The 13,570-nt window shown below is 56.5% G+C and carries 12 protein-coding genes and 3 pseudogenes; 5 read left to right on the top strand and 10 right to left on the bottom strand.

The annotated features are described in order from the left end of the window. Nucleotides 1-17 precede the first annotated feature (17 nt). The 6 genes and pseudogenes from A3OI_RS23635 to A3OI_RS23630 form a co-directional block, all read right to left on the bottom strand. A complete protein-coding gene (locus A3OI_RS23635; RefSeq protein WP_018402922.1) occupies nucleotides 18-968 on the bottom strand; it encodes an EscU/YscU/HrcU family type III secretion system export apparatus switch protein in 951 nt (316 codons plus the stop codon). Further along, the gene (locus A3OI_RS24390) at nucleotides 968-1,060 is read right to left on the bottom strand and encodes a hypothetical protein (protein WP_323806867.1); all 93 of its coding nucleotides are present in this window, start codon (nucleotides 1,058-1,060) and stop codon (nucleotides 968-970) included. The genes A3OI_RS23635 and A3OI_RS24390 overlap by 1 nt, the downstream gene beginning before the upstream one ends. 81 nt (nucleotides 1,061-1,141) lie before the next feature. Beyond that, a pseudogene (gene fliF / locus A3OI_RS22555) lies at nucleotides 1,142-1,930 on the bottom strand (flagellar basal-body MS-ring/collar protein FliF); the annotation flags it as partial. Between the two features lie 76 nt (nucleotides 1,931-2,006). Next, a pseudogene (gene fliE / locus A3OI_RS19225) lies at nucleotides 2,007-2,258 on the bottom strand (flagellar hook-basal body complex protein FliE); the annotation flags it as partial. A gap of 292 nt (nucleotides 2,259-2,550) precedes the next feature. Beyond that, nucleotides 2,551-3,166 (bottom strand): annotated as a pseudogene (locus tag A3OI_RS24580) (sigma 54-interacting transcriptional regulator); the annotation flags it as partial. A gap of 19 nt (nucleotides 3,167-3,185) precedes the next feature. Next, complete coding sequence (locus A3OI_RS23630) at nucleotides 3,186-3,353, bottom strand: hypothetical protein (RefSeq protein WP_018402917.1); 168 nt, start codon at nucleotides 3,351-3,353, stop codon at nucleotides 3,186-3,188. A 372-nt stretch (nucleotides 3,354-3,725) separates the two neighbouring features. Here A3OI_RS23630 and A3OI_RS0103315 point away from each other — a divergent pair, with 372 nt between their 5' ends. Both A3OI_RS0103315 and A3OI_RS0103310 read left to right on the top strand, forming a co-directional pair. After that, the gene (locus A3OI_RS0103315; RefSeq protein WP_018402916.1) at nucleotides 3,726-4,202 is read left to right on the top strand and encodes a DUF6586 family protein; all 477 of its coding nucleotides are present in this window, start codon (nucleotides 3,726-3,728) and stop codon (nucleotides 4,200-4,202) included. A gap of 48 nt (nucleotides 4,203-4,250) precedes the next feature. Further along, nucleotides 4,251-4,523: a hypothetical protein gene (locus A3OI_RS0103310; RefSeq protein ID WP_018402915.1), complete on the top strand. Its 273-nt coding sequence runs from the start codon at nucleotides 4,251-4,253 to the stop codon at nucleotides 4,521-4,523. A 41-nt stretch (nucleotides 4,524-4,564) separates the two neighbouring features. Here A3OI_RS0103310 and A3OI_RS0103305 read toward each other — a convergent pair whose 3' ends face one another. After that, on the bottom strand, nucleotides 4,565-5,029 hold the full coding sequence (locus tag A3OI_RS0103305; RefSeq protein WP_018402914.1) for a cell division inhibitor SulA: 465 nt from the start codon (nucleotides 5,027-5,029) through the stop codon (nucleotides 4,565-4,567). Between the two features lie 42 nt (nucleotides 5,030-5,071). After that, on the bottom strand, nucleotides 5,072-5,680 hold the full coding sequence (gene lexA / locus A3OI_RS0103300; protein ID WP_007348730.1) for a transcriptional repressor LexA: 609 nt from the start codon (nucleotides 5,678-5,680) through the stop codon (nucleotides 5,072-5,074). Nucleotides 5,681-5,882: 202 nt separating this feature from the next. On the opposite strand from lexA, the gene A3OI_RS22550 reads away from it, so the two are divergent. Both A3OI_RS22550 and A3OI_RS19215 read left to right on the top strand, forming a co-directional pair. Beyond that, nucleotides 5,883-6,041 (top strand): amidoligase family protein, encoded by a 159-nt coding sequence (locus A3OI_RS22550; protein WP_018402913.1) that lies wholly within the window; start codon nucleotides 5,883-5,885, stop codon nucleotides 6,039-6,041. A gap of 65 nt (nucleotides 6,042-6,106) precedes the next feature. Next, entirely contained in the window at nucleotides 6,107-6,607 is a 501-nt protein-coding gene (locus A3OI_RS19215; RefSeq protein WP_018402912.1) for a gamma-glutamyl-gamma-aminobutyrate hydrolase family protein, read from the top strand. Between the two features lie 18 nt (nucleotides 6,608-6,625). Here the strand turns inward: A3OI_RS19215 and A3OI_RS0103285 are convergent, their stop codons facing one another. Together A3OI_RS0103285 and A3OI_RS0103280 are read right to left on the bottom strand one after the other, a co-directional pair. Next, on the bottom strand, nucleotides 6,626-10,417 hold the full coding sequence (locus tag A3OI_RS0103285) for a translocation/assembly module TamB domain-containing protein (protein ID WP_018402911.1): 3,792 nt from the start codon (nucleotides 10,415-10,417) through the stop codon (nucleotides 6,626-6,628). Beyond that, nucleotides 10,414-12,201: an autotransporter assembly complex protein TamA gene (locus tag A3OI_RS0103280; RefSeq protein WP_018402910.1), complete on the bottom strand. Its 1,788-nt coding sequence runs from the start codon at nucleotides 12,199-12,201 to the stop codon at nucleotides 10,414-10,416. Before A3OI_RS0103280 ends, A3OI_RS0103285 begins: the two co-directional genes overlap by 4 nt. A 183-nt stretch (nucleotides 12,202-12,384) precedes the next feature. Between A3OI_RS0103280 and A3OI_RS0103275 the strand changes: the two genes are divergently transcribed. Further along, a complete protein-coding gene (locus A3OI_RS0103275) occupies nucleotides 12,385-13,392 on the top strand; it encodes a hypothetical protein (protein ID WP_018402909.1) in 1,008 nt (335 codons plus the stop codon). Nucleotides 13,393-13,570: the final 178 nt, after the last annotated feature.

Raw genomic sequence — 13,570 nt, 5'->3', positions numbered from 1 at the left:
AAATTTCCTCTATCTCATCAGGTGTCACGTCGCAAATCCGACGGTATCGGGAAGTTTGGCATGGTGAGCTTGTCGGCGTGGCCTTTGCGGAACTGGCGCAGCTGGAATACATAGGCCAGCACCTGGGCGATGGCCATGTACAGGCCGTCTGGTATTTCCTGACCAATATCACTGTTGTGATACACCGCCCGCGCCAACGGCGGTGTGCGCAGAATCTCTACTTTGTTTTCGCGGGCAATTTCCATAATTTTGAAAGCCAGTTCGTCACCGCCCTTGGCCACCACCATAGGCGCGCCCATGTTGTTCTGGTCGTACTTCAGCGCCACCGCGTAGTGGGTCGGGCTGGTGATGACCACGTCAGCGGTAGGCACGTCCTGCATGGTCATTTTGAGCTTTTTCTGGTGATCGTAAATCTGGAAGGGCACATCGATCACAGCAATAATAATGGTGGCACAGGACAACAGAAAAAAGCTCCAACCCAGGGTCCAGAGTACATGCTCCATGGCCGGTACGGTCGGCTCTTCGGCTATGGCCAGCAGATCTGCCGTTCGCACGTCTAAAATCAGAATAGCGATGGTCAGTACCAGGCCAATGGGGAAGCCAAGGGCGAAAATATTCATCTGCGGCGCGGCGCGGGTCATCACCCCAAAAGAAATACTGACAATCAACACCGCCGTTACCGCAGGCAGCGCCATCAGCATAGCTGATACAAACATCCAGCTGATACGGTGCGCCAACTGCCACACACCGGCCTGCCCTAAACCTTCAAGGCCAATAGGCAAGGTGCGAAAACTCTCGATAAACACTTCAAACGCCACCAAGTGGCCATTCATCGCCAGAAACAACAGGGTGATGGTGATGGTGTAGATTTGCGCCAGCACCGCCACGTTCACGCCGTTGGCGAGATCCACCATAGACGCAAAGCCCAACCCCACACCAATCAATATCTGCTGCAGGGTAATCACCACTACATCGGCACCACGATAATGGTCATCAACAGGGCTAGGCCCAGACGCACCCGCGCGGGCACCAGCTGGGTACCAAAAATGGGGATTACCATCAGAAAGCTGGCAATGCGGAACAGCGACCATAAATGCTGGCCAACCCACCAGCCTATCAGATCGGCACCGAATTCGGTAGGTACTGGTACTGGTACTGCAGGTCGTCCTGATTGGCCATGGTTCGACAGAGCTCCGGGAATGCCAATGGGGCCGTCACCAGCGCTGCGCCTTTCGGTTAACTGACGTTCGCTGCGCACCGCCTGCTGTTCCGGGTTGAACAACTCTTCAGCTCGTTCCACCGAAGAGAAATCAAGATCTGCGGACACCTCGGTGCGATAGCGGCCTGCCCCTACAATCGGCGAAATCAGCGACGACACCCGGCGGCTCAGGCGTTCTTCCACCCTGTCGGTGTAGTCGTACTGGTCGGACATGCGATCAGTGTCGGTTTCAGCGTCGGCGCCGGTCAGCAGATTGCCATTCTGATCAACCACGGTCACACCGGACTTGGTCATCATCGGCACGCTGCCAGCCACCAGATTAACAATGGCAGCAATGTACTCCTGCTCCGGGCGGCGCCCGGCAAACACTTCCAGAAACACCGAGGCTGACGGCTCGCGGGCATCGCGGATGAACACCGAACGCTCCGGAATGGCAAGGTGCACCCGGGCGCTGCGCACGCCGCGCATGCTGGCAATGGTACGCGCCAGCTCGCCTTCCGGGCCGCGGCGATAGCTGATGGTTTCCATATATTGGGAGGTACCCAGGCCACGGTCCTGGTTCAGCAATTCAAAGCCAAAGGTTTTTTGGTCGGTAACGCCTTCAGCCGCAAGCCTCAGGCGTGCGTTATATACCTGATCGGCCACCACCAGGAGTGCACCTGTGCGCGGGTCCATTTTGTAGTCGATTCCGCTGCTGTCAAGAATGCTGCTCTCCGGTTAAACCTTGATCTGATGGACTAACAAAATCCTGAAACGTTCTGAAACGCTCTGAAATAAGACGCGCCGGTTATACCGGCATGGTCATGATGTCTTCGTAAGCTTTGACGACCCGGTTACAGACCTGGGTCAGTGCCTCAAACGACACCGATGATTTCTGCGCGGCAATCATTACCCGGGTAATATCCACGTTGGGCTCGCCCATGTCGTAGGCTGTGCGCAGATCACCCGCGGTTTTCTGCGCATCCGCCACATTGCCAACAGCCTGCCCCAGCATAGAGCTAAAACTTGCCGTTCCGTTGGTTTCGCCTACTTCGCGCGGGCTACCCAGATGGAATTGGGTTATCTGTCTCGTTACCGAAGATTTAGCAAAGCCCAGACCAACTTTTTAAAGTGTTTTTAATCAGTAATATACCTTTTCCTTGACGCGCCAAAACCTGGACTTCAAAAGGTTGGAACGGATAAGCGTCGAAGTTTTGACGGGAATCGGGGAGCCTGCGGCCGAACAAAAAAGGCACCCAAAAGGGTGCCAGGAAGGAGTGCTACATAAAGAATAGTACTGAAAAAAAGAAGTACTGCGTAAAAAGCGGTTAGGGAAACCGGCGGCCCTTAAATCAGGCCAAAGCCATTTCCGAGTCCAGATCAATACCGGCCTCACGGATCTGCGCAAGCTTGTAGCGCAAGGTGCGGGGGCTGATACCCAACTGCTCGGCGGCGCGGTTACGGCGACCACGCTCCTGGCGCAGAGTCTGAATAATAAGTCGGAATTCCTGCTGGCGCAGATCGCCTTCAAGTGTCCCCAGGGAACCTTGCTGGTTTGCCATGGCTCCCGCTGTGCCAACTGCGTCGGACACTGCCGGCTGCGAAGCCAGCTCAACTGCGTGCGAATCCGCGGTAGTTGATTCTGCATCTACTTTTACGGCCGCTGATACCATGGGCGCTATTGGGGCAACGGGTGGCGACGATGATACGCACGTTGGCAAATTTAGTGTGGGTGCTCCCGACCCGCTCGAACGTACGCTTTTGCAAAACCCGCAGAATCTTCACTTGCATATTCAACGGCATGTCGCCTATTTCGTCCAGAAACAGGGTGCCGCCTTCGGCCAACTCAAAACGACCCACACGAGCGGTTATCGCGCCGGTGAACGCGCCTTTTTCATGGCCAAACAGCTCGCTCTCCAGCAGTTCCGCAGGAATGGCGCCGCAGTTTACCGGCACAAAGGGTTTATCGCGGCAGCGGTCAGCAGTTTCACTGAACACCAGCACCGTGTTGGGTTTCAACATTCCAGGCAATCTCTTGTAGGTTTTGTGCGATATTTAAGACCTTAACCGGCTCCCAGTCCTGGTCTTTCAGAGCCTGCTGCATGTGCTCGAAAAGCTGGTCCAGATGTGCCATTGCAGGATGGTCTGCGGCCATTGTTCATTGCTCCTGTTCAGTGATCTGCAACCGGGTACGAAGCCCAGCGTGCTTATATTTAATCATATTACACCTTAGCGACGCACAGCACGACGTACGGCAACCGCGGGGAATCGCCATGGCCTGATCCCGGTAAACATCTCAGGTATTTTTTGTTTGATTTGAACGGACGTTTCAAGACACAGCTACGATTTTTTAGGCGGCTTTTAATTGTTCAGGCAAACTTCTCAAAACTGAAGTAGACAGCGGGCAACGCGGCTTTGAAACTGTTATAATGCTCGGCTTATTTCAAGTTTCAGCGAATTCCGGTGCCCGTGAATTTCACAGCACCAATTACACTAACGTTAACAGCAACAACAGTCGCGAGGGTATATGGCAGCAGCGTGGCATTCCCATCTTGCCGGTAAACTGGCACTGGCGCAGACATTGTTACGACTTGCTGTTAACAGCAATCAGCCCTTACAGCAGGAAGCCTGCAAACAAGGTGCCATTGAACTGATGCTGCGATCGCGAACGCTGCTGCTCTATACGCTGGCAGTGTGCTATCAGCAACGCAAAGGGCAACCCCAGAGCATTGACCAACTGGGCAAGCTGATCGGAGCCGATGCGCCGGAAGTTCAGCAACTGCTGGCATTGCAAGCCAACGCTGACAGTTGGTGGAACCATCTGGAGCAACTTGGAGACGCGCAGAACCGGCCACCTGCGGCAAAAAAAACCGTCAGCAACGACAACATTATTGCCATCACTGCGGCCGTTGGCGCAGACCGTTCGCTGGCATCGGTTCAAGCCAGCCTAAGCGCAATAAAGCAATTTTCAGCCGATGTGGAAGCAAGACACAGCGAGTGGTAAAACATCCCCGCGTACACTTTCCCGTTGGCGAACATAAAGGTTCGGATCATGTCACCATCGTTTTTTGAAATTATTCAACTCAGCAATGGCGATTACGCCTTGCGCCGCGTTGACGACGACGGCGCGCCATTGGTGCGTATCAGTTTTTCCGAAGAAGCCAAAGACATGATGGACGACCGCCAGATGCAAGTGGCCAAAGCCATGATTGCGGCAGGCATTGACGCCGCGGGCGATAGCGCCCAGAACCTGGACTGGGATAGCAATGACAGCGACAGCGACGTTGAGTGGTTTGATGCGCCCCACAGCCCGACGCTGCATTAACGCTAGCGCAGAACTCTATTTAGCGCTGACGTAAGACTCTATTAACGCTGACGCAAAACGACGCCGTGGCTATTGCCCGCGGCGGATGCCGCCTGAAGTGCCTCGAAACACGCTTTGTTCAGCTTTTCGGTCCACAACACCACCGCATGACATGTGCCCACCCTGAGCGCCCGCTCTGCCAACTTGCGCGCCGGATGCTCGGCGCTGGAACGCAAAACCAGCAGCTCACCGGCAATAATACCGTGCATTTTTTGCCATTTTCTGACCAGCTCTTGAGGTGGGTCAATCCATGCCAACCAGCGCTTTTCCTGGTTCAGCTGGGTCAGCATTGGCAGTAACAGCTGAAAATTTTCCACCTGACCCTGGGGCAAGATGATTTCGGTGACGTTACCAGCAGACACCGGGGCTGGCCGGGGCTGAACTCGCACAGGCTGCGCCTGCTCTGCCACTCGCGCTGCGATCTGTTGCTGGTATGCAAGATTGCCGTTAAAGCTCAGTTGTTCCATGATTCCCCGCCCTTCTTTGTGTCGGTTTACTGTCGCTACGGATCAGTGCAGATCTGAGCGGCGGATAACGCCAACGCCCAACCCTTCAATGAACAGATCCTGCTCGGTCAGATCCACTTCAATCGGCGCGAAGTCATCGTTTTCCGCCACCAGATACACTTTGTTACCTTCTTTACGGAAGCGCTTCACGGTTACTTCATCACCTACCCTGGCCACCACAATCTGGCCGTTGTGAACGTCCTGAGTGCTGTGTACTGCCAGCAAGTCACCGTCTAGAATGCCGATATTCTTCATGCTCATACCACGCACTCGCAGCAGGTAATCCGCCGCCGGCGAAAAAAAGCCGGGCTTTAAAGTGCAGTGGTCTTCCACGTGCTCCTGAGCCAGAATCGGGCTACCGGCTGCCACTTGGCCAATCACCGGCAAACCCAGGTCCTGCTCGCTTTCTGGCAGGCGAATACCGCGGCTGGCGCCGGGCACCATTTCAATAGCGCCTTTGCGTGCCAAAGCCCGCAAATGCTCTTCTGCCGCATTGGCGGAGCGGAAACCCAGCTCAGCTGCAATTTCGGCGCGGGTGGGCGGATACCCGGTTTCATCCAGGTAGCGGCGGACGATATCCAGCACTTGGGACTGCCTGGCAGTGAGTTTCATATTTGGGATCCGCTGCGTCATAACATACCCTGTTTGTTTATACAGTGGTTTGACTATATACAGTGTTTTATCCAGTGTAAACCCTGTTTATGGCATTTTCCCCACTTGCTCGGTTACCAGAGTCAGGCACCTAATATGCTATGGTAATTCTGTCGTTACAGGCCGCGCTTGCAGCGCTGAAAACTGAGTGAAGGGTGTAATAATGACGCAAAAGAACGTCTGCAAAATTCCCTCTGTAACCCACACTGCCAGCGGAGCAGAGCGCCGGGTTGGTGTAGAAATCGAGCTTTCGGGTTTAAGCTATGAAGCGCTGGTGCGCGAAGTCGCCAATCTGCTGAACGGCGCGCCGCGGCCGAGCTGACCATTGGCATCAGTGGACCGCGCCGACGCGAACCGGCCCAGCGGCTGATTACGCTGGCGCTGCGCATGCAAGGTGCGCGCACCCATTACATACGCCCCGGTGCCAGGGTGAACGTTAGCCTGCTGATAGAAGCGGAAACCCTGAACCTGCCGGTGCTGGGAATTTGCCGCGGCGCACAGTTGATTAATGTGCATCGCGGCGGCTCCCTGTGCCAAAACGTGACCCCACTGCGGCAGAACACACGCCATCGCCCGCTGCTATTGCCCCTGCAAACCGTGAAGGTGGTGGATCACACTCGCCTGAGCCAGATCATGCGGGCGCCGGTTATCGGTGCAAATCGTATTCACAGCCAAACCATTAAAAGACTGGGGCAAGACCTGCGCGTAGTGGCGGTGGATAACGATCTGTTCGTGCAGGCCATCGAAAATACCCGTGGCCAGTGGCTAATGGGGGTGCAATGGCACCCAGAGTATCTGCTTTACCACAACGGCCACCGCCGTATATTCCGCCATTTTGTAGACGAAGCCTGTCGCCTGAAAATGGCCAGACTAAACGCGGAGCCTTAGCCGTGCGTTAACCATACTTCAAAAATCTCGGGTATAAAAAATGTCCAGCGAGGCCGCCAGACCACTGGCGGCCTCGAGATAGAAATAGCGCCCTAAATCGTACCTTAACGCCACCGTGGTCACCGGCTCAAAAATGCCCACGCCGTAACGGATGCTGAGTTCGTCGGTCAGATAACCGCTGGCCACCACCGCGGTCTGGTCGCCGCTGCCCTCGGCTTCAAGGGTCAAATCACGAATGCCAAACTCTGCGCCCAACGCGCCCGTTATCTTGTTGGCTTGGTTCAGACCCAATGACAGCGCTGCGCGACTCATTTGGCCGTCGTCCTGCTGGCTTTGCGGGGCCCGACCCAGAATCAGGTACGACAGCGCATCGGTTTGTGGCATCTCCGGGCTGGAGAACACTTCGGTCTCAGGCGACTGCACCGGGCCCTTCAGGCGCAGCCCGGCGACGACCGTTCCTACCGTGCGCACGGCTTCCAGTTCCAGATAAGGCTGACTCAGGTTGCCTACAAACAGCAGCCGGGCTTTACGCAGGGTCAAATCCTGGCCATAGGCTTCAAAGCGACCGTTGTTGAGCCGCAAGGTACCGCGGGTATCCATATTGTTGCCAATCCGCAGGGTACCGCTAAGGTCGCCCGTAGCGCCGAACGCCGCAAACGTGACCTTATCATCGGGGCTGCCTACGTTCACCACCACGTCCATCATCAACGAGCGAATCACCGGCTCGGGTTTTTCAACCCCCACAATCACTTCGTCATCAGACACCGATACTGCCCGCGGCGGCGGCCCGCGGATTTCGATAGCGCCGCGAGGCACGTCTATGCTGCCGTTCACCGACAATTCACCGCGGGTAAAGGCGATGGTCAAGTCCGGCGCTACTTCCAGCTCGGCGTAAGGCTCAATGTTGATGGGCAGGCGTTCGCCGCGCAAAGACACGCTGCCGCTGGGCAGGTCGCTTTGCCAGTCAAGCTCGCCCTGAAGCGCCAGTTCGCTGCGCTCATTGGCTCGAATCAAACCGTTAATATTGGCGTTGTAGCCCAGCATTTCAACGGTGACGTTGATTTGCTCCATGGCCAGGGGCAGGCGTGGGTCAATCACCCGGCCGTCAGACAGAGTTAATTCGCCATTCACCGCGGGCCGCATTAGCGGGCCAGACAGCTCACCCCGGCCGTTAATCTGGCCGGCTACCTCTTCCAGCCCAGTGAAAATGCCCAACAGCGCGATGTCCATACCGCTGAGCTGGAAGTCGCCGCTAAGGGTGCGCTCGGACGCAGCCGGGTCAATACTCAGGTCTGCTTTTAGCGATCCCAGTTTTGGCCCGGCCAACGCCAACATTAACTGCGCCTCAGACGGCTGCAACGTTAAGCGGGTAGACAATGCGCTGTGGCGCAAGGTTTTCCAGTCGCCATCCAGCAGAATTTCGAAGTCACCCGCGCCGGCATCCAGCTCTATCGCGCCGCTGGGGCCTCCGGCGCCCATGGAAAAATCGATGCTGCCATTGATATTGGCCTGCCAGCGCAGATTTTCCGGCAACAATGGCGCCAGCGCCTTCGCCGGCAAGTTAATGATGCGGTATTCAACATCTGCCACCGGCAGCAGGGTCTGGTCGCCGGCGCACAAGGCGCTTTGTTGCCACTGCCAGCAATGTTCGGCAAAGGTTAGTTGCGGCTCGGTGCTTCCTGTCGCGGCCTTGAAAAACAGGGCTGCGGGCTGGCGCAGCTGCCAGCGTTGGTCCTGCCCGGTTACCAGCACCTCACCGCGCCTGAGCTCGCCTTGCCATTGTTGCCACTGCTCACCCGCCGCACCCGCCAGCGCCAGGCGAACTTCAACCTCGCGGTGAATCATGTCCAGAACCAGCTTATGTTTCTGGCGCGTGCCATCCAGCGTTGCGTCCAGCTGCTCAACGGTCTGGCCACCGGCTTCAATGCCTCGGGCTTGAAGCCGGCTGCGGATTGCGCCCGCCGCATCAAGGTTAGCGCTGAGTTCCACGCCCGCGAGTTGCAGCTGGTCTTCCCAGGCCAAAGCCGTTGCTGAAATACGGATATCTGCCTGGGGCTGCTGCACCGTGCCTTTTACCGTTAAACGGGCGCGGGCCTGCCCGCGCAGACTTTCCAGAATCGCTTCTGGCTCAGGCAAATCCAGGTCCAGCTGGGCTTGTAACTGCTGGCCCCACTGCCCTTTGCCAGCCAAGGTGTTGTCACCAATAGCGGCATTTAATTGAGACACCTGCCATAGCCCGTCTGCGGCACTGGCTTTAACCTTTATACGGGTGGTTTGCCCACGCCACAGGCCGGCAAGATCTACGTCTGCGGACATCTCTGGCATGCTGGCCGATTCTGGCCACTGGCCACTGGAACGGATGCTGCCATCCAGACTGGCCTGCAATTGCGGCACCCAATAACCCGGGTTGAATTTCTGCATCTCCAGCGTAGCCTGCCACGATAGCGGCTGCGCCAGACCAACGTTGGCATTACCCATTAAGTTGCCGGCGCCGGTTTGCACCTGTAAGCGGGAAATAGTCAGTTGCTGCAGATCGCCCTCAAGTTGCGACTCCAGACTGGCCTCACCGGCAGTGGCCGCCAACGTGGCGGTATAGCGTTGGTCTTGCCAGTTTGCCCGCAGCTTCAAGGTATCGATGTTGACCGGAGGTTCCTGCATATCGGGCAGCAAGGTGTACCAGGGAAAGGCGTTCATGGTCAGATTGGCATCGGCGGCCAACTCAGGCAGCCAGGCTGCGCTGCCGGTCAGCGCCAGGGTTCCGTCGCGCCCGGCGTTGTCTGCAGCCAATGTCAGCTCAATATTGTCGGCGCCCTGGGTGGTCACTTTTCCAGCCAGGTTAAGTTCAACCGGGCCAGTGATGCCGGGCAAAGTAGCCTGGGCGCTGGTTTCGAAACCGTCGGCTAAAGAACCCTGCAACGCCAGTTTCAGGCTGTTCAGCGTGAGCGTTGATGGTAAAGACGGAGCTGCCAAAAAAGTATCGGAACGAATGTTCAGGCTAGCAGGCAGGTCTGCCTGCAGTGGCTCGACACTGCCTTCAAGAATTGCGTCGAGGTAGCCCTGACTGCTACCGCTAACGCGCAGGTCGCGCACGCTGCCCGCCAAAGCCAGATCTATTTTCCAGCGATCCCCTGAGGGCGGCGGCAATACGGCACTGAGGTTCAGGTCAACCGGCCAGTCACCACGGGTTTGAACCCGCCCGGATGCGGTTACCTGAACGTCGTCACGCTGATAAAACGCCCGGTCTATCAGCCAGCTTTCACCGGCGCCGCCGGCATCCAGCTCTACCGTGTCCCAGATTTTGTTGCCGTTAACAAAAAACTCGCCCAGGCGAATCTGGTCTGCGCGAATACCCAACGGCAGACCGATGTCGGGCAGTTGAATGTCAGACCTGGCGCCATCGTTTTCGTCGGCAGACGGCTGCAGGTTCAGCTCTATGGTTTGCGCCCGTAGATGGTCCACACACAGCCGCTTTTGCAGCAAGCACTGCGGCGACCACTGCAAATCCGGCGCCTGCAATTGCAAATCAACGCCATAACCGCGCCAGCTTAAAGATGTGGCCTGCCAGCGGTCCAACAAAGAGCCCTGCCCGGCTTGCACTTCCAGCCCCGGGATCTGCTCAATAACCCAAGCCGTGCCGGTTTCCGAGCGCAGCGCGAGCAGCATAAAAGTCAAAAGCAAAAGCGGCAAGAGCAGTACGATGGCAGTAACAATAAGCACCCAGAACCACCAGCCACGGCGCCGCGGTTTTTTCGTGGCTGCGGACTTAGCCGGCGGCGGCTGTTGCTGTTTTTGATTCTGTTCTGTACTCACAATTCCGGCCCCATGGAAAAGTGTATGCGCCAGTCACCGCCGAATTCCGGGTTCAGGCCCTTGGCAAGATCCAGCCGCAGCGGCCCTACCGGACTTATCCAGCGCACACCAACGCCGGCTCCGGTGGCCAGCGGATCAAGCAAATCATTAACGGCATTACCGTGGTCGACAAACAGCACAGCACGCCAATTGTTTACAAACTCGTACTGGTACTCAGCACTGCCAGCAATCAGGTAGCGCCCGCCTTCGGTGGCACCACTATCATTTAGTGGTGACAGGGTTTCATAGCCGTAGCCGCGCACGCTCTGGTCACCACCGGCAAAAAATCGTAACGACGGTGGCACATCCGTGAAGCTGTTGGTGCCTAGCCCGCCGATCTGGAAACGCGCCAGAAAACGATGCTTGTACGCCAGGGTGGTCAGGCCCTTGGCGGAAGCCTTAATGTGCAGGATGTCGGCGGTAGACAGCAAGGCACTGTGGGCACCGCTGATGTCAAAGCGCAGGTTGTAGCCTTGCGAAGGATCCAGCGCCGAGTCTTGAGCCAGCCGGGAATAACCCGCGCCTGGCAACAGCAGGCTACTGGTATCGGATTCGTCATCGTTACCGATGGTATAGCGCTCGCCCTCCCAGCGCAGCGATAAAATCTGGAGCCAGTCGGTTTCAAATCGGTGTTGCCATTGCATACCCAAGGTGGCCAGCTCCGATTGAACATCTTCGATGTCTTCACGCTGCAAACCGCCACCGAAACGCAGGCGGTCGGTCATTGGCGGGTCCAGCGGGATTTCATGCCAGGCGCTGACGCTTTGCCGCAGCTGCGCGAGTTCGGTGTCGGCACCACGACTGTGGCCCTGCGGGTTTACCCAGTGCTCGCGCCAGTTACCACGGAAACGCGGCCCTACGTCGGTCGAAAAACCCACGCCGGCAGACAACGAGCGACGTTCCCGACGGGTGAGCTCAACCTGCACCGGAATGACGCCGTCTTCCGCACTCTCTGGCACGGCGTTAATATTAACCCCGGCAAAATAACCGCTTGCGGACAGGTCGCTGCTTAGCTTGGCAATTTCATCGGCGTGATAGGGGGTGCCCGGCTCAAAACTGACAAACTTGTCTAGAAGTTCTAACTCAAACCAGTGGCCTTCGGCAAAGGCAACCTCGCCCAGGCGATAGCGCTCACCGCTGTCATACGCTAGAGCAATGTCAGCTTCGAGGATTTGCGGGTTTACGGTCAGTGCATGGGTGGTCAGTTTGCCGTCAAAATAACCGCGGCGGCGGGCGCGGGTAGGAAAAGTATTGCGCAGGGCGTCGTAATCGCCATGATTGAGCACGTCGCCCAACGCCGGCTTGGCCGGCAGGTTGCCACTAAATTTGGAGTCTTCTGCCCCCGGCCCGCTAATATCGACTTGCCGTGTTTTTACTCGCACCGGTTCACCGGGCACAATGGTTAGAAGCAGGCGTGGCTGATTGTCAGCGTCAGCGTCAGCGTCGGCATCGGCATCGGCATCGCCCGGCTCTAGCTTCCAGCTGATCTCTGGGTTGTAATAACCCAGTGCCTGCAGCGCTTCGCTGACCTGACTTACCGCGGTAGAGGCATAACGCCGCAGATTACTCGCGCTGCGCCCTTCCACATCGCCAATAAACGCTTCGGCGTTATCCTGCAATTGCGGATAATCGCCCTGCACCTGTACTTTCACCTGCTGGCCCAGAGCTGGCATTGACACGCCAACCAGTGCGAGCATTGCAAGCCCGGTGCGCCGCAGGCCGGCCAGAATTGTTTGTGATGCCATGGAGTGAATTCTGTTCTTAAGCCGCCGGGAGTCTGTGCAACCTGGCGCGCCTGAATTTTTTGAGATGCCGCAGTGTAGCTTACCCACTGCTGACAAGAGTCGTTCAGCCACCTAAAATGCGCTAACCTTGGCGGGCAACCCTCTTTAAAACGCTCACAAGTTACCAGCCGGACCTCTTTCATTATGTTGAATATAAACCGTCAAAAACTCGGATCCAGCCATGAGTTTATCTGGTTTCTGCTGGATTTTCTGATGCTGGGCCTGTTGATGGTAAATATGGCCTTCATCATCTGGGATTCGATTTACAGCTTTGTCGCCATTCAAAATACCTTGAAAGAAATCTTCCCGGCACTGCAAGCGGCTTATCAGCCAATTCACGAAAACTTTATTTTTTACGACCTACTGTTTGTAGCCGTCTTTCTGACGGAATTTTTTGTCCGCTGGGGTCACGCGGTGAAAACCCGCGAATACGGCCGCTGGTACTTCTACCCATTCATTCACTGGTACGACCTGGTGGGCTGTATACCGGTTGGCGGCTTCCGTATTTTACGCTTGCTGCGAGTGATCTCGATTGTGCACCGGTTGCACCGCTACGGCATCATTGATATTACCCAGTATCGGGCTTATCAGTTCATCAACTTCTATTACGAAGCGTTCATGGAAGAGCTTTCAGACCGTATCGTGTTAAAAGTCGTCAGTGGCATTCAGTACGAAGCCGGCCGGGGTTCTCCGCTGGTGAACCGAATTCAGCAGCAGGTGCTGTATCCGCGACGGCAAATGATCAGTAACTGGCTGTCTGCCCGGGTTGCAAAAGCCGCCGCGGAAAGCTACGTGCCAAATCGCGGTGCCCTGCGCAACTATCTGGAAGCTCGGGTTGACCACGCTCTGCAGCAAAACATCGAACTGTCGCGTTTGAAGCTGTTACCGGTGGTTGGTGGAACCATCGCCCGCACCCTGGAAGACTCGGTGGGGGATGTTGTCGCTAACATTGTTCATCAAATTCTGGAAGACCTGGCCTCAAGCGCCAATCACGCCTTTATTGATGACTTGGTGGCAGCTGTGTTGCCAAACAGCGAATCAGCGCCCATGGGGCACCAGGCCAACCAGGCGCTGACCGAGATGATTCAGGAAGTTCTGGAAGCCGTAAAAAAACAGGTGAAGGTCAAACGCTGGCGCGAAAACCTGCCGTGATAGTCAACTACCCCGCCCTAAAGGACGGGGCTTGTAGAGAACATTCTGCAAGCCAGGTTGACCAGGGAAAGCGGACACCAACCCGCTACGTTCGTGACAGGTCGTTAAGACCCACCGCCGAATGCTTCCTCAGTTCGGCGCTCTGGAAGACTCAGATCATGCTGGCGAAAGGTAAAAC

It is taken from the genome of Marinobacter gelidimuriae, assembly GCF_000372805.1.
GTDB classification, from domain to species: Bacteria; Pseudomonadota; Gammaproteobacteria; order Pseudomonadales; family Oleiphilaceae; genus Marinobacter; species Marinobacter gelidimuriae.
Note: the sequence above shows the minus strand (reverse complement) of the source record. Positions and strands in the feature narration are given on the sequence as shown.